Below are 22,143 nucleotides of genomic sequence, written 5' to 3' on the forward strand. Positions count from 1 at the left end.
GCCGAAGCGGTTGTCGATGGCGAACTTCCACCCGCCCTCCGGGTCGCGCACCAGCACGTCGGTGGCCCGCCCGCTCTGCGTGTGGCGGGCGCCGTCCGGGCCGAGCTCGTCCAGCGACCACTCGGTGACCGCCAGGGCCACGTCGCCGGCCAGGTAGGTGTGCACGAACTCGAAGTGGACCTGCGGCTTGGACTCGGCGAAGTACCCGGCCAGCGCCTCGCGAAGGTCACCGCTCTTGGGCAGGGCCAGGCCCGGCTCGACCACGGTGGCCCCGTCGTCGACGAAGGTGGCCAGCACCCCGTCGACGTCCCCCGCGTTGAACGCTTCCGTGTACTTCTTCTGGATTTCGGCGAACATCCACAGATCCTCTCTGAACATTTCCCGCTCCTCTGTGTCGGGAATGTGTCCCGCTGGGGCAAGGTTAAAGTCCGGACCGGTTCCGGCGATAACCGCCCGCTAATCCACCGCTAACGCCCCGCAGGCGTTAGCGGTGGATTAGTGAGCAGTTAAGCCGGTCGGAAAGAATGAACTCAGGCCGAGGGGAAAGAGAGGGCCATGACGTCCCAAGTCAACGAACTGGTCGACGGCGCCCTGCACCAGGCGACGGGCGAAGTCGGCCTGGACGTGGAATACGTGCGGGCCACCGGCAACACGCTGTTCGCGAAGGGGGTGGACGGGACCGAGGTGCCGGTGGCGGACTTCCTCGGCGGGTACGGGGCGCTGCTGCTGGGCCACAACCACCCGGTCCTGGTCGCCCACCTCACGGACCTGCTCCGCCGTGACGCCCCCGTGCTGACGCCGCTGTCGCTGCGCCCCCGGGCGAACGAGGTCGTGCACGCGCTGAACCGCGTCCTGCACCGGGAGTTCGACACCGACGAGCCGTACTTCGGGGTCTTCGCCAACAGCGGCGCCGAGGGCGTCGAGGTCGCGGTGAAGCACGCCGAGCTGGACCGCCGGATGCGGGAGGGCGCGCTGCGCGCCGAGGTCGAGGAGCACGTCGCCGCCGCGCTGGCCGCCGCGCCGGCGGAGGTCGACGCCTCCGCGCTGGGGCTGCCCGCCGGGACCGGGCTCGACGAGGTGGTGGCGGCGGTCCGCGAGCGCAACGAGGCCGCTCTCGCCACCCCGCCCCGGCTCCTCGCGCTGAGCGGCGGGTTCCACGGCAAGCTGGTGGGCACCAGCCAGCTCACCCACAACGGGGACTACCGGCTGCCGTTCTCCTCGCTGGCCGCGCAGGCGACCTTCGCCCCGGCCAACGACCCGGAGGCGCTGCGGGCGGTGTTCGAGGACGCCCGCGTCGTCGCGTACGACCTGCGGACCACCGGCGCGCGGGTCGAGGTCGTGCGGCGCGACGCCCCGGTCTTCTGCGCGCTGCTGCTGGAACCGGTGCAGGGCGAGGGCGGCATCGTGCCGCTCACCACCGAGTTCGCCAAGCAGGTGCAGGCGCTGGCCGCCGAGTTCGGCTGCCCGGTCGTCGTGGACGAGGTGCAGAGCGGCATGGGCCGCAGCGGCACCTTCTTCGCCTCCGCCCAGCAGGAGCTGCTCGGCGACTACTACGTGCTGTCCAAGAGCCTGGGCGGCGGGCTCGCCAAGCTCTCGGTGACCCTCGTGCGGGCCTCCCGGTACCGGCCCGAGTTCGAGATGGTGCACAGCTCGACCTTCGCCAAGGACGGCCTGTCCACCTCGGTGGCCGCCGCCGTGCTGGAGCTGCTGGAGGCCGACGGCGGGGCGCTCTACCGCCGGGTGCGCGAGCGCGGCGCGCGGCTGGCCGGGGCGTTGCGGTCGGTGCGGGCGGACTACCCCGAGATCCTCGTCGACGTCCGCGGCCCCGGCCTGCTCCAGGGCGTCGAGTTCGGCGACCTGTCCACCTCGGGCTCCGCCCTCGCCGCGCAGCTCCAGGCCGCGGGCCAGTTCGGCTTCCTGGCCAGCGGCTACCTGCTGCACGAGCACCGCGTCCGGCTGTTCCCCACCGGCAGCGCGCCGAACACGCTGCGGTTGCAGCCCTCGGTGCACGTCACCGACGAGGAGATCGACCGGCTGGCCGCCGGCCTGCGCGCGCTGTGCGCGCTGCTGCGCGCCGGCGACGACCAGGGGCTCACCGCGTTCGTCGCCGAACGCGCCTTCTAGGGAGTGGGATGACGAACACCGCGAGGCTGCTGCTGTCCGCGGCGCCCGGGGCGGCGGGCCAGACCGCCTGCCGCTCCGAGGTGATCGAGGAGGCGGCCACCCACTGCGGGCGGGACGGGGTCGGCTGGGCCGTGTCCACCGCGCTCGGCCTGCGGACGGCCATCACCCGCGAGCTGGCCGAGTGCGGCGACACCCGCCTCACCCGGGAGGACCACGCGTTCCTGGAGATCATCGCGCTGTGGTGCGCGCTGCGGCTGAGCGGGGCGCGGCGGCTGCCCGCGCCGCTCACCGAGGGCGTCGAGGCGGCGGTGCGCACCCACGTGGAGCGCGGCTTCGAGCTGGACGGCTCGCTGGCCCTCGTCCGCATGGCGCACGCCCGGATCACCCGGGACCTGATGGGCAGGTGCGGCCGGCTGGACGAGGAGCACCAGCCGGTGGCGGTGATGTGCGAGCTGTCCGAGGCGCTGTTCGACGCGGTGGAGACCCTGTGCAGGCTGGTGTCCACCCGGTTCCTGCGGGAGCGGGAGAGGTGGCGCGGCGGGCTGGTCGCACAGCGCCGCGAGCTGGTGCGCGGCGTGCTGCGCGGCGAACCGGTGCCCGAGGACCGGGCCACCCGCCGGCTCGGCTACGACGTGACCCGGCAGCACCTCGCCGTGCTGGTGTGGTCCGAGCGCGCCGACCGGCGCGACGCCGACCTGGAGCTGGCCGCGCTGCGCCTCCTCGGCCGCGCGGGGTGCGCGGCGACGCTGCTCATCCCGGCCGGTGCCGCGGGGCTGTGGGCGTGGGGCGCGCAACCGGCGACGGGCACGGGGCTGGCCGACGTGCCGCTGCCCGAGGACGTGCGCGCGGCGGTCGGGCTGCCGGCCGCCGGGCTCGCCGGGTTGCGCGCCTCGCACCTCCAGGCCGTGACCGCCGCCCGGATCGGGGCGCGCTCCGGCGCGTCCGCGGTGCACGAGTACCGCGACCTGGAGTTCGTCGCGCTCCTGGCGGCCGACGAGACCGCGGCGGCGGCCTTCGTGGCGCGGCAGCTCGGGCCGCTGGGCGCGGACACCCCGTCCGCGCGGGTGCTCCGGGCGACGCTCAAGAGCTACCTCGACGAGGACCGCAGCCCCGCGGTCGCCGCCCGGCGCCTGCACGTCGCGAAGAACACCGTGCTGTACCGGGTGAAGAAGGCCGAGCGGCTGCGCGGCAGCCCGCTGGGCGACAACCGCCTGCACCTGCACGCCGCCCTGCACCTGGCCGAGGTCCTGGACACGGGCGACCCCCGGCCCGTCGGCACGGCGGCGACGGCCTGACCGCACCGGGCCCCGCCCGGCCCGCACGAGCACCCGGCCCGCACGAGCAACCCGGCCGCACGAGCACCCAGCCCGCACGAGCACGAGGAAGGTGTACCACCGTGGCGGAAGCCGAGAAGCTGCGCGACTACCTCAACAAGGTCACCGTGCAGCTCAAGCAGGCGCGCAGCCGCATCCGCGAGCTGGACGACGCGGCCGGTGAGCCCATCGCCGTCGTCGGCATGAGCTGCCGCTACCCCGGCGACGTGCGCGACCCGGACGACCTCTGGGAGCTGGTCGCCGAAGGGCGGGACGCGGTCACCGACTTCCCCACCAACCGGGGCTGGGACCTCGACGCCCTCTACGACGCGGACCCGGACCGGCCGGGCACCTCCTACCTGCGGGAGAGCGGTTTCCTGCACGACGCCGACGAGTTCGACGCCGAGTTCTTCGGCATCTCGCCGCGCGAGGCGCAGGCCATGGACCCGCAGCAGCGGCTGCTGCTGGAGTCCGCGTACTCGGCGCTGGAGGACGCCGGCATCGCGCCCGGCACGCTGCGCGGCAGCGACACCGGCGTGTTCGTCGGCGTCATGGCGCAGGAGTACGGCCCCAGCCTGCTGAACCCGACGGTCGCCGCCGCCGACGGCTACCTGGTCACCGGCAACCAGCTCAGCGTCGCCTCCGGCCGCATCTCCTACACCCTCGGCCTGGAGGGACCGGCGGTCACCGTCGACACGGCGTGCTCGTCCTCGCTGGTGGCGATGCACCTGGCGGTGCAGGCGCTGCGCGGCCGGGAGTGCGGGCTGGCGCTCGCCGGCGGCGTCGCGGTGCTGTCCACCCCGGGTTTCTTCATCGACTTCAGCAGGCAGCGGGGCCTGGCGCCGGACGGCCGGTGCAAGTCCTTCGCCAAGGCCGCCGACGGCACGAGCTGGTCGGAGGGCGTCGGCACGCTCGTCCTCGCCCGGCTGTCCGACGCGCGGCGGCTCGGCTACCCGGTGCTGGCCCTCATCCGGGGCAGCGCGGTCAACCAGGACGGCAAGAGCAGCCAGCTCAGCGCCCCCAACGGGCCGTCGCAGCAGCGGGTGATCCTGGGTGCGTTGGCGTCGGCGGGGTTGTCGGTGTCCGATGTGGACGTGGTGGAGGCGCACGGTACGGGTACGCCGTTGGGTGATCCGATCGAGGCGCAGGCGTTGTTGGCGACCTACGGTCGCGGTCGGCCCGCCGACCGCCCGCTGTGGTTGGGGTCGGTGAAGTCGAACATCGGCCACACGCAGGCGGCGGCCGGCGTCGGCGGCGTGATCAAGGTGGTGCAGGCGATGCGCCACGGCGTCCTGCCCAGGACCATCCACGTGGACGAGCCGACGCCCGAGGTGGACTGGTCGGCGGGCGGCGTGGAGCTGCTGACCGAGTCGAGGCCGTGGCCGGAGGTCGGTCGGCCGCGTCGGGCCGGGGTGTCGTCGTTCGGCATCAGCGGCACCAACGCGCACGTCATCCTGGAGCAGGCCCCGGAGCCCGAGCCGGCCGGGCCCCGCGACCTGCCGGCCGTCGTGCCGTGGGTGCTGTCCGGGCACAGCGAGGAGGCGGTGCGGGCGCAGGCCGCGAGGCTGGCCGAGCACGTCGCCCGGTTCCCGGACCCGCACCCGGCGGACGTGGCCTTCTCGCTGGTCACCGGCCGGGACCGGTTCGACCACCGGGCCGCGGTGGCCGGCGACCGGGACACCCTGCCGGCCGAGCTGGCCGCCGTGGCCGACGGGCGCGCCGACGTGCACCGGGTCCGGCCCGGTCGCGTGGTGTTCGTGTTCCCGGGTCAGGGGGCGCAGTGGGTGGGGATGGCGGCGGGGTTGTTGGGGTTGCCGGTGTTCCGGGACGCGTTGGTCGAGTGTGATGCGGCGTTGTCGTCCTTCGTGGGTTGGTCTGTGGTGGATGTGGTGCGGTGTGTGCCGGGTGCGCCGGGGTTGGACCGGGTGGATGTGGTGCAGCCGGTGTCGTTCGCGGTGATGGTGGCGTTGGCGGCGTTGTGGCGTTCGGTGGGTGTGGAGCCGTCGGCGGTGGTGGGTCATTCGCAGGGCGAGATCGCGGCGGCGGTGGTGGCCGGTGCGCTGACCGTCGCAGACGGGGCGCGGGTCGTGGCGCTGCGCAGCGGCCTGATCGCCCGCGAGCTCAGCGGCCTGGGCGGCATGCTGTCCCTGGCGGTGTCCGCCGAGCGGGCCGCCGAACTGGCCGCGGGCGCCGACGTCGCGGTGGTCAACGGACCCGCCTCCGTGGTCGTGGCCGGCGCGCCCGACGTGCTCGCCGAGGTGGCCGCCCGGTGCGAGCGCGACGGCGTCCGGCACCGGTTGCTGCCCGTGGACTACGCCTCGCACAGCGCGCAGGTCGAGCGGATCGCCGACCCGCTGCACACCGGGCTGTCCGGCGTCGCGCCGGTGTCCGCCGGGGTCCCGTTCTACTCCACGGTCACCGGCGGACCGGTCGACACCGCCGGGCTGGACGCCGGGTACTGGTACCGCAACCTGCGGCGGCCCGTGCTGTTCGCCGACACCGCGCGAGCCGTCGTGGACGACCTCAGGTCGGCCGTGTTCATCGAGGTGAGCACGCACCCGGTGCTGGTGGCCGCCATCGAGGACACCCTGGCGGACGCCCCGGTGGCCGCGCTGGGCACCCTGCGCCGCGACCACGGCGACCAGCGCCAGTGGCTCACCGCCGTCGGCCGGGCGCACAGCCGGGGCGTGGCCGTCGACTGGACCGCCGTGCTCGGGCCGGACGCCGCCCGCGTGCCGCTGCCCGGCTACGCGTTCCAGCGCCGCCGGTTCTGGCTCGACACCGACCAGGCCGGCGGCGACCCCGCCGGCCTGGGCCTCGACGCCACCGGCCACCCGCTGCTCACCGCCGCGCTCCCCGCGGCGACCGGCGACGGCGTGCTGCTGACCGGTCGGGTCGGCCTGGCGACCCACCCGTGGCTCGCCGACCACGCGGTGGGCGACACCGTCGTCCTGCCGGGCGCGGCCCTCGTCGAACTGGCCGTGCACGCCGGGGACCACCTCGGCCTGCCGACCGTGGACGAGCTGGTCGTCGAAGCGCCCCTGGACCTGACCGAGCCGCGCCGGCTCCAGGTCGACGCGCACCGCGACGGGGACGGCCGGGCGACGGTGACCGTCCACTCCCGCGCCGAGGACGAGCCGTGGGTGCTGCACGCCGTCGGCGTGCTGAGCGGCGGGCAGCGCCCGGAACCCGCCGACACCGACCAGTGGCCACCGGCCGACGCGCGGCCCGTGGACGTCACCGGCGCCTACGCCGAGCTGGCCGGTCGCGGCCTGCGGTACGGGCCCGCCTTCCAGGGCCTCACCGCCGCCTGGCGCCTCGGCGACGAGCTGTGCGCGGAGGTGGAGCTGCCCGCCGAGCCGGACGAGGGCTTCGGCATCCACCCGGCGCTGCTCGACGCCGCGCTGCACCTGTTCGCGCACGAGGACTTCACCGACGGCGTCCGGTTGCCGTTCAGCTGGCACGGCGTGCGGCTGCACGCGGTCGGGGCGACCCGGCTGAGGGTCCGGCTCACCCCGGCCGGGGAGGGCGCGGTCGCGGTGCGCGCCACCGACCCGGCGGGGCAGCCGGTGTTCACCGCGGACTCGCTCACCACCCGGCCCGCCGAGCCGTTCACCACCCGCGTGCCCGGCGGCGACCTGCTGCTGGAGGAGACCTGGCGGCCGGTGGCCGTGCCGGGGAGCACCGCGGCCGTCGTGTCCGCGCTGGACGACGACCGGCCCGGCCCGCTGGTCCGCTGGGACGCGCCCGCCGCCGACGCCGACCCCGCGACGGCCGTGCGGCAGGTCGTCGGGCAGGCCCTCGACGCGGTCCGGCGGTTCCTCGCCGAGGACCGGTTCGCCGACTCCACCCTCGTGGTGACCACGCGGCACGCGGTGGCCGCCGCACCGGGGGACCGGGTGGACCCGGCCGCCGCCGCGGTCTGGGGGCTGCTCCGCTCCGCCCAGTCGGAGAACCCCGGGCGGATCGTGCTGGTGGACGCGCCCACCGGGACCGACCTCGCGCGGGTGGCCGCGACCGGGGAGCCGCAGCTCGCCGTCCGGGACGCCGACGCGGCCACCGCGCTGGTGCCCCGACTGGCCCGGCTCACCGCACCCGCCGCCCCCGCTGCCGGGTGGCGGCCGGACGGCGTCGTGCTGATCACCGGGGGCACCGGCGTGCTCGGCGCGGCCCTGGCCCGGCACCTGGTCCGCGAGCACGGCGTCCGGCACCTGGTGCTGGCCGGCCGGCGCGGCCCGGACGCCCCTGGCGCCCGGGAACTGGCCGACGAGCTGACCGGGCTGGGCGCGGCGGTGCGCGTGGCGGCCTGCGACGTGGCGGACCGCGAGGCCGTGCGGGCGCTGCTGGCCGACCTCGACCGGCCGCCGACCGCCGTGGTCCACACCGCCGGGGTGCTCGACGACGCGACCTTCACCGAGCTGACCCACGAGCAGGTCGACCGGGTGCTGCGGGCCAAGGTGGACGCCGCCTGGCACCTGCACGACCTGACCGGCGACCTGGACGCCTTCGTGCTCTACTCCTCGCTGGCCGGCCTGATCGGCAGCGCCGGCCAGGCCAACTACGCGGCGGCCAACACGGCGCTCGACGCCCTGGCCCGCCACCGCCGCGACCTCGGGCTGCCCGCGACCTCGCTCGCCTGGGGGCTGTGGGCGCAGGCCAGCGGGATGACCGGCCACCTCGACGGCACCGACCACGCCCGGCTGGCCCGCGACGGCCTCGCCGCGCTCGACACCGGGGCCGGCCTGGCGGCCTTCGACGCCGCCGTGGCCGCCGACCGGCCGGTGCTGGCCGTCACGCCGCTGGACCTGGCCGCGCTGCGCACCGCCGAGGAGGTGCCGGTGCTGCTGCGGGGCCTCGTGCCGCCCGCCCGTCGCCGGGCCGTCCCCGGCGACGCCACCGACCTGGCCGACCGGCTGCGCGCGCTCACCGAACCGCGGCGGCACGCCGCGCTGCTCGACGTGGTGCGCGGCCACGTGGCGAACATCCTCGGCCACGCCGACCCGGCCGCCGTGCCCGCCGACCAGGCGTTCCGCGACCTCGGGTTCGACTCGCTGACCTCGGTCGAGCTGCGCAACCGGCTGTCCAGGGCGATCGACGCACGACTGCCCGCCACGCTGGTGTTCGACCACCCCACCCCCGCGGCGCTGGCCGGGTTCCTGCTCGCCACCCTGGGCGTCGCGCCAGCCGCGCCGACCGCGCCGACCGCCGGGCCCACCGCCGGGTCCGCCGCCGACGAACCCGTCGCCATCATCGGCATGGCCTGCCGGTTCCCCGGCGACGTGCACGACCCCGAGCAGCTGTGGGAGCTGCTCGCGGCCGGGCGGGAAGGGCTGTCGGCGTTCCCGGCGGACCGGAACTGGCCGACCCTGGACACCGTCCCCACCGGGCGCGGCGGCTTCCTCGCCGGCGCGGCCGACTTCGACCCCGCGTTCTTCGGCATCTCGCCCCGCGAGGCCGTGGCCATCGACCCGCAGCAGCGGCTGCTGCTGGAGACCGCGTGGGAGGCCGTGGAACGCGCGGGCATCGACCCGGCGTCCCTGCGCGGCACCGCCACCGGCGTGTTCGCCGGCTCCATGTACCGGGACTACAGCGCCCGGTTCACCGGTACCGCCGGCGGCTACGAGGACGTGCTCGGCGCGGCCAACGCGGGCGGCGTGCTGTCCGGCCGCCTGTCCTACGTGCTCGGCCTGGAGGGACCGGCGATGAGCATCGACACCGCGTGCTCGTCGTCGTTGGTGGCGATGCACCTGGCGGCGCAGGCGCTGCGGAGCGGGGAGTGCTCCCTCGCGCTGGCCGGCGGCGTCACGGTGATGGCCACCCCGGAGACGTTCGCGGAGTTCGGCAGGCAGGGCAACCTGGCGGCGGACGGGCGCTCCAAGTCGTTCGCCGACGCCGCCGACGGCACCGGCCTGTCCGAGGGCGTCGGGCTGCTCCTGCTGGAGCGGCTGTCCGACGCGCGGCGCAACGGGCGTCGGGTACTGGCGGTGATCCGGGGCAGCGCGGTGAACCAGGACGGTGCGAGCAACGGGATGACCGCGCCGAACGGTCCGTCGCAGGAGCGGGTGATCCGGGCGGCGTTGGCCGCCGCCGGGCTCGGTCCGTCCGATGTGGACGTGGTGGAGGGTCACGGGACGGGTACGACGTTGGGTGATCCGATTGAGGCGCAGGCGTTGTTGGCGACTTATGGGCGGCGTTCCGGTGGTCCGTTGTGGTTGGGGTCGGTGAAGTCGAATTTCGGTCATACGCAGGCCGCTGCGGGTGTGGCGGGTGTGATCAAGGTGGTGCAGGCGATGCGGCACGGTGTGTTGCCGAGGACGTTGCACGTGGATCGGCCGAGTTCGGAGGTGGATTGGGAGTCGGGTGCGGTGCGGTTGTTGTCGGAGGCGCGGCCGTGGCCGGAGGTGGGTCGTCCTCGTCGGGCGGGGGTGTCGTCGTTCGGGATCAGCGGCACCAACGCCCACGTGATCGTGGAGCAGGCGGAGGAGGCGGCCGAGGAGCGGACCACCCCACCGACCGCGACCGTGCCGTTGGTGCTGTCCGCGCGGACGGTGCCGGCGTTGCGGGCGCAGGCGGAGCGGATCGCCGCGTTCCTGCGTGAGCGCCCGGACGTGCCGCCGGTGGATGTCGGTTTCTCCCTGGCCACGACGCGCACGGCGTTCCCGTTGCGGGCCGCTGTGGTCGGTGCGGATCGGGAGGAGTTGCTGGCGGGGCTGGAGGAGTTCGCCGAGAGCGGTGAGAGTGTGACCGCGCGCCCCGGTGGTCTGGCCTACCTGTTCTCGGGTCAGGGTGGTCAGCGGGTCGGGATGGGGCAGGGGCTCTACGCGGCATATCCGGCGTTCGCCGAAGCGTGGGACGCGGCGCTGGACGCCGTGGACGCCGAACTGGCGGACTGGGTACCGCTGCCCGTGCGCACCGTGCTGGCCGAGCACCCGGAGTTGTTGGACCGCACGGATTACGCGCAGGCCGGGTTGTTCGTGGTGCAGACGGCGTTGTTCCGGCTCTACGAGTCGTGGGGGATCAAGCCGGACTGGTTGGTGGGTCATTCGGTGGGGGAGATCGCGGCGGCGCACGTCGCCGGGGTCTTCTCCCTCAAGGACGCGGCGCGGTTGGTGGCGGTACGGGGCAGGTTGATGGCGGCCCTGCCGGAGGGTGGCGCGATGATCGCCGTGCAGGCCACCGAGGATGAAGTGTTGCCCCTGCTGGACGACGAGGTGGGCCTCGCGGCCGTCAACGGCCCGGACGCGGTGGTGGTGTCCGGGAACCGGGAGGCCGTCGAGGCGGTGGCGGCCCGGTTCACCGCCCAGGGACGTCGGACCAAGGCGCTGCGGGTGAGCCACGCGTTCCACTCGCCGCTGATGACGCCGGTGCTGGACAGGTTCCGCGAGGTGCTCGGTGAGCTGTCCTTCGGCGAACCGGCCATCCCGATCCTGTCCACGGTGACCGGGCAGCCGGTCGACGGCGACATGGCCGACCCTGGGTACTGGCTCCGGCACGTCACCGACCCGGTCCGCTTCCACACCGCGCTGACGGCGGTGGACGGCCGGTCCGTGTCGACCTACCTGGAGCTGGGGCCGGACGGCGTGCTGGCGGCGCAGGCCCAGCGGGTGCTGGACGACCGCGTCGTGGCGCACGCGCTGCGCGCCGGGCAGGACGAGGAGCGCAGCGCGACGACCGCGCTCGGCGCGCTGCGCTCGGCGGGGCACGAACCGGACTGGGCCGCGGTGTTCGCCGGGGCCAGGGTCGCGGACCTGCCGACCTACCCGTTCCAGCACGAGCGCTACTGGCTGGACAGCCCGCCGGTCACCGGCGTCCCGGCCGCGGTCGGCCAGCAGTCCGCCGACCACCCGCTGCTGGGCGCGGCCGTGCCGCTGGCGGAGGACGGCGCGCTGGTGTTCACCGGGCGGTTGACGCCGGACGAGCCGGGCTGGCTCGCCGAGCACCGCGTCCTCGGCCGGGTGGTCCTGCCCGGCGCGGCGCTGGTGGAGCTGACCCTGCACGCGGCGGCGCGGACCGGCGCGACCACCATCGAGGAACTGCTCGTCGAGACCCCGTTGGAGCTGGACGGACCGCGCCAGGTGCAGCTGACGGTGTCCTCGGCGGACGACCGGACGCGGGTCCGGGTGCACTCCCGGCCGGACGACCCGCACGCGGACTGGGTCCCGCACGCCACCGCGACCCTGGTGGACGCGCCGGTCCCGACGCCGACGCCGATCGGCCAGTGGCCGCCCGCCGGTGCGACGCCGGTCGGGGTGGCCGAGCTGTACGAGGACCTGGCCGACCGCGGCCTGGACTACGGGCCCACCTTCCGGGGGCTGCGCGCCGCCTGGCGGCACGGGGCGGACCTGTACGCCGAGGTGGCCCTGGACCAGGACGGCTACGGCCTGCACCCGGCCCTGCTGGACGCGGCGCTGCACCCGGCGGCGCACGCCGACGGCCGGTTGCGCCTGCCGTTCGGCTGGACCGGCGTCCACCTGCACGCCACCGGCGCGCGGCTGCTGCGGGTTCGGCTGACCAGGCACGGCGAGGACTCGCTGACCCTGCACGCGGTGGACGCCGCCGGGCTGCCCGTGCTGACCGTCGACCGGTTGACCACCCGGCCCGTCAGCGCGGACCAGTTGGCCACCCGGCCCCGGACCGGCCACGCGGTGCACGTGCTCGCCTGGCACCCCCTGGCGGACCGGGACGCCGGGCGGACCGACGTCCGGGTGGTCGAGCTGCCGGAACCGGCCGCCGAACCCCTCTCGGACATCCGGCAGGCGCTGAACGCCGTGCTGCTCGGGCTGCGGGACGAGCTGACCCGCTCCGAGGGGACGATCGTGGTGCGCACCACCTCGGCGGTGGCGGTGGACGACCGGGAGACACCGGACCCGGCCGGTGCCGCGGTCTGGGGGCTGGTGCGGTCCGCGCAGGCCGAGCACCCCGGCCGGATCGTGCTCGTCGACGCCGAACCGGGCGCCGAACCCGACCTGGCCGCGCTCGCCGCCACCGGGGAGCCGCAGGTCGCCGTGCGGGCGGGCCGGGCGAGCACGCCCCGGCTGACCGCCGTGCCGGTCGCGGCGGACGGCTCCCCGTGGACGCCGGGCAGCCGGGTGCTGGTCACCGGGGCGGGCGGCGCGCTCGGCTCGGTGATCGCGCGGCACCTGGTGCTCGCCCACGGCGTGCGGCGACTGGTCCTGGTCGGTCGGCGCGGCGTGCCCGCCGAGCTGGTCGGGGAGCTGACCGACCGGGGTGCCGAGGTCACGGCGGTCGCCTGCGACGTGTCCGACCGCGCGGCCGTGGCCGACCTGCTGGGCGAGCACCCGGTCACGGCCGTGGTGCACGCGGCCGGGGTGCTCGACGACGGCGTGCTGACCGCGCTCACCGAGGAGCGGTTCGACAACGTGCTGCGGGCCAAGGTGGACGCGGCCTGGCACCTGCACGAGCTGGCCGGGCCGGTCGAGGCGTTCGTGCTGTTCTCCTCCGTGGCGGGTCTGCTGGGCGGCCCCGGCCAGGCCAACTACGCCGCGGCGAACGCGGCGCTCGACGCGCTGGCCACCCACCGCGCGCGCCTCGGGCTGCCCGCCCGGTCGCTGGTGTGGGGGCCGTGGTCGGGCGGCGGCATGGCGGACCGGCTGTCGGGCGGCGACCGCGACCGGCTGCGCCGGGGCGGGCTGCTGCCCATCACCGACCCGGAGGGCGCCGCGCTGTTCGACCTGGCGCTGGCCGGTCCGGACCCGGTGGTCGTCCTGGCCCCGGTGGACCGGGCCGCGTCGCGCTCCGGGGAGGTGCCCGCCCTGCTGCGCGGGCTGGTCCCCACCGCGCCGCGCCGGGCCGCCGCCGAACCGGTGGCCGACCTGGCCGACCGCGTGCGCGGGCTGGGCGAGCGGGAGCAGGACCAACTGCTGCTGGAGGTGGTGCGCACCGGGATCTCCCGGGTGCTGGGCCACCGCGACCCCGCGGCGATCGACCGGGACCAGGCCTTCCTGGACCTGGGCTTCGACTCGTTGACCGCCGTCGAGCTGCGCAACCTGCTCGCGGCCGGCACCGGCCTGCGGCTGCCCGCGAGCCTGGTGTTCGACCACCCCACGCCCGCCGCGCTGGCGAAGCACCTGCGCGCGCAGCTCGCCCCGGAGGTCGCGGACGTGGTCCGGTCGAAGATCGACGAGGTGGACGTGCTGCTGGCGGACGTGGCGCTGGACGCCGACGCCCGGGGCCGGGTCACCGAGCGGTTGGAGCAGGTCCTCCAGCGCTGGCGCGAGGTCGACGCGGCGGCGGACGAACCCGATTTGGACAGTGCGAGCGATGACGAGCTGTTCCGCCTCGTCGACGCCACCGGGAAGGAGTGAGGCGATGTCCACCGAGGCGAAGTCCACCGAGGCGAAGCTCCGCGAGTACCTGAAGAAGGCGATCTCCGACACCAGGCAGGCCCAGGGCCGGCTGCGCGAGCTGGAGGAGCAGGCCAGGGAACCCATCGCGATCGTGGGCATGGCGTGCCGGTACCCCGGCGACGTCGGCTCACCGGACGAGCTGTGGGAGCTGGTGCGCGACGGCCGGGACGCCATCGGCGAGTTCCCCGCGGACCGCGGCTGGGACACCGACCGCATCCACCACCCGGACCCGGACCGCACCGGCAGCACCTACACCCGCAACGGCGGCTTCCTCTACCGGGCCGGCGAGTTCGACGCCGGGTTCTTCGGCATCTCGCCGCGCGAGGCGCAGGCCGTGGACCCGCAGCACCGCCTGCTCCTGGAGACCTCGTGGGAGGCGCTGGAGCACGCCGGGATCGACCCGAGCGGCCTGCGCGGCAGCCGCACCGGTGTCTTCGCCGGCGCCATGTACCAGGACTACGCGCCGCCCGCGGGCCAGGCACCGCCGGAGGTCGAGGGCCTGTTGGCCGCCGGCACCGCCGGGAGCGTGGTCTCCGGGCGGGTCGCCTACACCCTCGGGCTGGAGGGGCCGGCGGTCACCGTCGACACGGCGTGCTCGTCGTCGCTGGTGGCCCTCCACCTGGCCGCGCAGGCGCTGCGCGCCGGGGAGTGCGACCTGGCGCTGGCCGGCGGCGTCACCGTCATGGCCACCCCGACGGTGTTCCTGGAGTTCAGCAGGCAGCGGGGACTGGCCCCGGACGGGCGGTGCAAGGCGTTCGCGGACGCGGCGGACGGCACCGGCTGGTCGGAGGGCGTCGGCCTGCTCGCGCTGGAGCGGCTGTCGGACGCCCGGCGCAACGGGCGGCGCGTCCTGGCCGTGGTCCGGGGCAGCGCGGTCAACCAGGACGGCGCCAGCAACGGCCTCACCGCGCCGAACGGGCCGTCGCAGCAGCGGGTGATCCTGGGTGCGTTGGCGTCGGCGGGGTTGTCGGTGTCCGATGTGGACGTGGTGGAGGCGCACGGTACGGGTACGCCGTTGGGTGATCCGATCGAGGCGCAGGCGTTGTTGGCGACCTACGGTCGCGGTCGGCCCGCCGACCGCCCGCTGTGGCTCGGGTCGGTGAAGTCCAACCTCGGGCACACCCAGGCGGCGGCGGGCGTGGCCGGGGTGATCAAGGTGGTGCAGGCCATGCGCCACGGCGTGCTGCCCGGCACGCTGCACGTGGACGAGCCGACCCGCCGGGTGGACTGGTCGGCCGGCGGCGTGGAGCTGCTGACCGGGTCGCGGCCGTGGCCGGAGGTGGGTCGGCCGCGTCGGGCCGGGGTGTCGTCGTTCGGCATCAGCGGCACCAACGCGCACGTGGTCGTCGAGCAGGCGCCCGAACCGGACCCGGTCGGCCCCCGCGACCTGCCCGACCTCGTGCCGTGGGTGGTGTCCGGGCGGACCGGGGAGGCGGTGCTCGCCCAGGTCGCCAAGCTCGCCGAGCACCTGGCGGGCCGCCCGGGCGAGCACCCGGCCGACGTCGCCCACTCCCTCGCCACCACCCGCGCCCACCTCGGGGTGCGCGCGGCGGTGGTCGGCCGGGACACCGCGGAGCTGATCGGCAGGCTCCGCGCGGTGACCGCCGAGGACACCGCGCGGACCGTGGGCGCGGACCCCGACGTGGTGTTCGTGTTCCCGGGTCAGGGGGCGCAGTGGGTGGGGATGGCGGCGGGGTTGTTGGGGTTGCCGGTGTTCCGGGACGCGTTGGTCGAGTGTGATGCGGCGTTGTCGTCCTTCGTGGGTTGGTCTGTGGTGGATGTGGTGCGGTGTGTGCCGGGTGCGCCGGGGTTGGACCGGGTGGATGTGGTGCAGCCGGTGTCGTTCGCGGTGATGGTGGCGTTGGCGGCGTTGTGGCGTTCGGTGGGTGTGGAGCCGTCGGCGGTGGTGGGTCATTCGCAGGGCGAGATCGCGGCGGCCGTCGTGGCCGGCGGCCTGTCGCTCGCCGACGCCGCCCGCGTGGTCGCCCTGCGCGCCAAGGCCATCGCCGAGGACCTCAGCGGCAAGGGCGGCATGCTGTCCCTGGCCCTCTCCCCGGCGGAGGCCGCCGAACTGGCCGGGGGACTGGCCGAGGTCGCGGTCGTCAACGGGCCGACCTCGGTCGTGGTGGCCGGGGCGCCCGACGACCTCGCCGTGCTCGCCGCGCGGTGCGCCGAGCGCGGCACCCGGCACCGGCTGCTGGCCGTGGACTACGCCTCCCACAGCTCGCAGGTCGAGTCGGTCGAGACGCGGCTGCTGGAGCAGTTGGCGGGGATCACCCCCCGCTCGGGCGGGGTGCCGCTGTACTCCACGGTGACCGGCGCGCTCACCGACACGGCCGGGCTGGACGCCGGGTACTGGTACCGCAACCTGCGGCGGCCCGTGCTGTTCGCCGACACCACCCGGGCCGTCGCCGACGCGCTCGGACCCGCGGTGTTCATCGAGGTGAGCGCCCACCCGGTGTTGGTGGCCGCCATCGAGGACACCCTGGCGGACGCCCCGGTGGCCGCGCTGGGCACCCTGCGCCGCGACCACGGCGACCAGCGCCAGTGGCTCACCGCCGTCGGCCGGGCGCACACCCGCGGCGTCACCCCGGACTGGTCGGCGCTGCTCGGCCCGGCGACCACCGTGGAGCTGCCCACCTACGCCTTCCAGCGGCAGCGCCACTGGCTCACCGGCACCCGGCCCGCCGACCCCGCCGACCTGGGCCTCGCACCCGCCGGGCACCCGCTGCTCAGCGGCGTGCTGCGGCCCGCCGAGGGCGACGGCGCGGTGTTCACCGGCCGGATCAGCCCGGCGTCCCAGCCCTGGCTGGCCGACCACACCGTGCTCGGCGGGGTGGTCCTGCCCGGCTCGGCGCTGATCGACCTGGCCCTCCACGTCGGCGACCAGCTCGGCTCACCGGCCGTGGAGGAGCTGATCACCGAATCGCCCCTGGTGCTGCCCGTGGACGGCGCGCTCCAGCTCCAGCTCGTGGCCACCCCCGGCGACGACGACGGCTGGTCGCTGACCGTCCACTCGCGACCGGACGTCCCGGACACCCCGTGGACGCGGCACGCCACCGCGGTGCTCGGCCCCGGCACCGCCCCACCCGACGACGACCTCGCGGCCTGGCCGCCGCCGGGGGCCGAACCCCTCGACGTCGGCGCGGTCTACCCGGACCTCGCCGACCACGGCCTGGACTACGGCCCGCTGTTCCGGTGCCTGGTCGCCGGCTGGCGGCGGGGCGAGGAGCTGTACGCCGAACTGGAGCTGCCCGCCGCGCCCACCGAGGGCTTCGGCATCCACCCCGCGCTGCTCGACGCCGCGCTGCACCTGTACGCGCACGACAACCTGGGTGCCGGGCAGGCCGCGCTGGCCTTCGCCTGGTCGGGCGCCCGGCTGCACGCCACCGGCGCCACCGCGCTGCGCGTCCGGCTGACCCCGCGGGGCGCGGACGGCGTGCGGCTGCACGTCGCGGACCCGACCGGCGCCCCGGTGTGCACGGTGGAGGCGCTGACCACGCGCCCCGTGACGGCGGACCGGCTGACCGCGCCCAGCGCGGCGTCCGCCCACCCGTCGCTGTTCCGGACGACCTGGTCCCCGGTGCCCGTGAGCACCGCGCCGATCGGCGGGCACACCGTGCTCACCCCTGACACCACCGGCAACCCGCTGACCGCCGCCCACGCCGCGACCCGCGAGACCCTGGCGGCGCTGCGGGAACTGCTCGCCGGGGACGGGCTCGTCGTGGTGCGCACCGAGCGCGCCGCGGCCGTGCGACCCGGGGAGGCCGTGGACCCGGCCGCCGCCGCCGTCGCGGGCCTGGTGCGCACCGCGCGCACCGAGCACCCCGACCGCCTGGTCCTGGTGGACACCGCGCCGGGCGCGACCGTGGAGCTGGCCGACGCGGTGGCCACCGCCCTGGCGCTGGACGAGCCGCAGGTGGCCGTGCGGGAGGGCGCCGTGCTCGTCCCCAGGCTGGTCGCGCAGGGCCCGCCCGCCGACCGGGACGCCCGCCGGACCCTCGACCCGACCGGCACCGTGCTGGTGACCGGCGGCACCGGGGCGCTGGGCGCCATCACGGCCCGCCACCTGGTGACCGGGCACGGCGTCGGGCACCTGCTGCTGACCAGCCGCCGCGGTGCCGCCGCACCCGGCGCGGCGGAGCTGGTGGCGGAGCTGACGGCGCTCGGCGCGGAGGTCACCGTGGCCTCCTGCGACGTCACCGACCGGCGGGCCGTGGCCGGGCTGCTGGCGGGCATCCCCGCCGAGCACCCCCTCACGGCGGTCGTGCACGTCGCGGGCGTGGGCGACAACGCGCTGGTCACCGCGATGACCGAGGACCAGCTGACCGGCGTCCTCCGGACCAAGGCCGACGCCGCCTGGCACCTGCACGAGCTGACGGAGGGCCACGACCTGGCCGCCTTCGTGCTGTACTCCTCGACGGCCGGCGCGATGGGCAACCCCGGCATGGCCAACTACGCCGCCGCCAACTCCTTCCTGGACGCCCTCGCCGAGCACCGCGCCGGCCTGGGGCTGCCCGGCCTGTCGCTGGCGTGGGGGCTGTGGGACGTCGCCGAGGGGATGGTCGAGGCCCTGTCGGCGGCCGACCACGCCCGGATGGCCAGGGACGGCCTGCGGCCCGTCACCGCCGCGCAGGGCATGACCATGCTCGACGCGGCGCTGCCGGGCGACGTGCCCGCGCTCGCGGCCGTGCCGGTGGACCTCGTCGCGCTCCGGGCCCGGCCGGACGTGCCCGCCCTGCTGCGCGGCCTGGTGCGCGGCACCACCCGGCGGACCGCCGCGGGGCGCGGACCCGGCGGGAGCGCCCTGGCCGAGCGGATCGCCCGGCTGCCCGAGGCGGAGCAGCGCGACCTGCTGCTCCGCGTGGTCACCGAGCACGTCGGCACGGTCCTCGGCCACGCCGACCCGGCGGCCATCCGGGCCGACCAGGCGTTCGGGGAGCTGGGCTTCGACTCGCTGACCGCCGTCGAGCTGCGCAACCGCCTCAACGGGGCCACCGGCCTGCGCCTGCGCGCCACGCTCGCCTTCGACTACCCGACCCCGGTGGCCCTGGCCGACCACCTGCGCACCGCCCTGCTGGGCGGGCGGGCCGCCGCGGCACCGGTGACGGCGGTGGCCGCCGCGGACGAACCCATCGCCATCGTGGGCATGGCCTGCCGCTACCCCGGCGGCGTGCGCAACCCGGACGACCTGTGGCGGCTGGTGGTCGAGGGGGTCGACGCCATCGGCGAGTTCCCCACCGACCGGGGCTGGGACGTCGACGGCCTGTACGACCCCACCGGCGAACGCCCGCGCAGCACCTACGCCCGCACCGGCGGCTTCCTGCACGACGCCGCCACCTTCGACAGCGACTTCTTCGGCATCAGCCCCCGCGAGGCGGCGATCATGGACCCGCAGCAGCGGGTGCTCCTGGAGTCGGCCTGGGAGGTGCTGGAGGCGGGCGGCCTCGACCCCGCCGACCTGCGCGGCAGCCGCACGGGCGTGTTCGTCGGCCTGATCCGGCAGGAGTACGGCCCCCGGTCGGACGTGATCGCCGACCAGCACGAGACCCACTTCCTCACCGGCGGGGCCGCCAGCATCGCCTCCGGCCGCATCGCCTACGCGCTCGGGCTGGAGGGCCCGGCCCTGACGCTGGACACCGCGTGCTCCTCCTCGCTGACCGCGATGCACGTGGCGGCGCAGTCCCTGCGCGCGGGGGAGTGCGGGCTGGCCATCGCCGGCGGCGCCACCGTCATGGGCACGCCCGGCCTGTTCACCGGGTTCAGCCGGCAGCGCGGGCTGTCCCCGGACGGCCGGTGCAAGGCGTTCGGCGCCGGTGCGGACGGGACCGGGTTCGCCGAGGGCGTCGGGTTCCTGCTGCTGGAGCGGCTGTCCGACGCGCGGCGCAACGGCCACCCGGTGCTGGCGGTGATCCGGGGCAGCGCGGTGAACCAGGACGGCGCGAGCAACGGCCTGACCGCGCCCAACGGTCCCGCGCAGGAGCGGGTGATCAGCCAGGCGCTGGCCGTCGCCGGGCTGCGGCCGGAGGACGTGGACGCGGTGGAGGCGCACGGCACCGGCACCACGCTCGGCGACCCGATCGAGGCGCAGGCGCTGCTGGCCACCTACGGGCAGCGCCCCGCCGACCGCCCGCTGTGGCTGGGCGCGGTCAAGTCCAACATCGGCCACACCCAGGCCGCGGCCGGGGTCGCGGGCGTCATCAAGGTGGTGCAGGCCATGCGGCACGGCGTGCTGCCCAAGACCCTGCACGCGGACGAGCCCACCCCGCAGGTCGACTGGGGCACCGGCGAGGTCGCCCTGCTCACCGAGAACCGCGAGTGGCCCGAGACGGGCCGCCCGCGCCGGGCCGGCGTCTCCGCCTTCGGGATCAGCGGCACCAACGCGCACCTCATCCTGGAGCAGGCGCCGGACGAGCCCGCGCCCACCACCACGACCGCCGAGGAGCGGCGCGGTCCGGTGCTGTGGGTGCTGTCGGCCCGCGACGACGACGCGCTGCGCGCCCAGGCCGCCCGGTTGGCGGAGCACGCGCGTCGGCACCCGGACCGGCGACCGGCGGACACCGGCTGGTCGCTGGCCACCACGCGCACCCCGTTCGACCGGCGGGCGTTCGTGGTCGGCGAGGACGTCGACGAGCTGGCGGACCGCCTCGCCGACATCACCCCGACCACCCCGCGCCCCGGTGGTCTGGCCTACCTGTTCTCGGGTCAGGGTGGTCAGCGGGTCGGGATGGGGCAGGGGTTGTACGCGGCGTACCCGGTGTTCGCGGCGGCGTGGGACGCGGCGTTGGACGCGGTGGAGGACGGTGTGTCCCCGTCGGTGCGGGAGGTGTTGGCCGGGCGCCCGGAGTTGTTGGACCGCACGGATTACGCGCAGGCCGGGTTGTTCGTGGTGCAGACGGCGTTGTTCCGGCTCTACGAGTCGTGGGGGCTCAGGCCGGACTGGTTGGTGGGTCATTCGGTGGGGGAGATCGCGGCGGCGCACGTCGCCGGTGTCTTCTCCCTCAAGGACGCGGCGCGACTGGTCGCGGTACGGGGCAGGTTGATGGCGGCCCTGCCGGAGGGTGGCGCGATGATCGCCGTCGAGGCCACCGAGGACGAAGTGTTGCCCCTGCTGGACGACGAGGTGGGGCTCGCGGCGGTCAACGGACCCCGCTCGGTCGTCCTGTCCGGCAGCGAGGAGCGGGTGTCGGCCGTCGCCGGTCGGTTCACCGGCCGCCGGGTGAAGCGGCTGCGGGTGAGCCACGCGTTCCACTCGCCGCTCATGACGCCGGTGCTGGACGAGTTCCGCGAGGTGCTCGGCACGCTGTCCTTCGGGAAACCGGCCATCCCGATCCTGTCCACGGTGACCGGGCAGCCGGTCGACGGCGACATGTCCGACCCGGAGTACTGGGTCCGGCACGTCCGGGACACCGTCCGCTTCGCCGACGCGGTGCGCGCGGTGGACGTCGCGGGCGGCACGAAGTTCCTGGAGATCGGCCCGGACACCGTGCTGGCCACGCAGGCGGAACGCGTCCTCGACGGCGGCGACCACGTGCTCACCGCCGCGCTGCGCGCCGGCAAGGACGAGGCGCGCACCGCGCTCACCGCCCTGGGCGCGCTGCACTCCGCCGGGGTCGCCCCGCGCTGGCGCGCGGTCTTCGGGGAGGACGCCGTCGCGGTCCCGCTGCCCACCTACGCCTTCCGGGGACGGCGGTTCTGGCTGGACGTCGACGGGACGCCGGTGCCGGCGGACGGCTCCGCGCCCCGGAGCGCCCGGCGCGACACCCCCGCGCCCGGACCGGACCCGGCGGCCACCCCGCCGGACCCGGCGGACCCGGCGACCCTGGCGGACCGCCTCACCGGGCTGCCGCCGGCCGAGCAGCAGGAACTGGTGCTCGACCTGGTGCGGGAGCACGTGGCGGCCGTGCTGGACCACGACGGGATCGCCGACGTCGACCCGGACTTCCCGTTCCAGGACCTCGGCTTCGACTCGGTGACTGCGGTGGAGCTGCGCAACCTGCTCGGTGCCCGCACCGGCGTGCGGCTGCCCGCCACCACCGTGTTCGACCACCCCACGCCCCGAGCGGTCGCCGCGCACCTGCGGACGCTGCTCGTGCCGGACGACGACCCGCTGACCGGGCTGCGGACCGGGCTCGACGAGTGGGAGGGCCGGCTCACCCGGGCCGACCTGGACCCGGACGACCGCGTCGCCATCGCCGACCGGCTGCGGGACCTGCTCACGGCGCTGACCGGCGAGCGGGCCGTGCCCGGTGAGCTGGCGACCGCCTCGACCGAGGAGATCTTCGACTTCATCGACAACCAGCTCGGCCGAGCGACCCGCTGACCAAGCCAGCCCGAAG

Annotated in this window: 3 protein-coding genes and 2 pseudogenes; 4 read left to right on the forward strand and 1 reads right to left on the reverse strand. The window is 75.9% G+C overall.

Annotated elements, in window-relative coordinates:
* Positions 1 to 378 (reverse strand): YybH family protein (locus ACR807_RS22465; protein ID WP_438923352.1); only part of this gene is annotated, 378 nt, incomplete at its 3' end.
* A gap of 177 nt (positions 379 to 555) precedes the next feature.
* Between ACR807_RS22465 and ACR807_RS22470 the strand changes: the two genes are divergently transcribed.
* The 4 genes and pseudogenes from ACR807_RS22470 to ACR807_RS22485 form a co-directional block, all read left to right on the forward strand.
* Complete coding sequence (locus tag ACR807_RS22470) at positions 556 to 2,124, forward strand: aminotransferase class III-fold pyridoxal phosphate-dependent enzyme (protein WP_438923353.1); 1,569 nt, start codon at positions 556 to 558, stop codon at positions 2,122 to 2,124.
* An 8-nt stretch (positions 2,125 to 2,132) separates the two neighbouring features.
* Positions 2,133 to 3,419, forward strand: a complete 1,287-nt coding sequence (locus tag ACR807_RS22475; protein WP_438923354.1) for a PucR family transcriptional regulator — start codon at positions 2,133 to 2,135, stop codon at positions 3,417 to 3,419.
* 197 nt (positions 3,420 to 3,616) lie between these two features.
* Positions 3,617 to 13,762 (forward strand): annotated as a pseudogene (locus ACR807_RS22480) (SDR family NAD(P)-dependent oxidoreductase); the annotation flags it as partial.
* Between the two features lie 37 nt (positions 13,763 to 13,799).
* A pseudogene (locus ACR807_RS22485) lies at positions 13,800 to 21,884 on the forward strand (SDR family NAD(P)-dependent oxidoreductase); the annotation flags it as partial.
* Positions 21,885 to 22,143 lie beyond the last annotated feature (259 nt).

This window comes from Saccharothrix sabaoui (assembly GCF_051756985.1).
Taxonomy (GTDB): domain Bacteria; phylum Actinomycetota; class Actinomycetes; order Mycobacteriales; family Pseudonocardiaceae; genus Actinosynnema.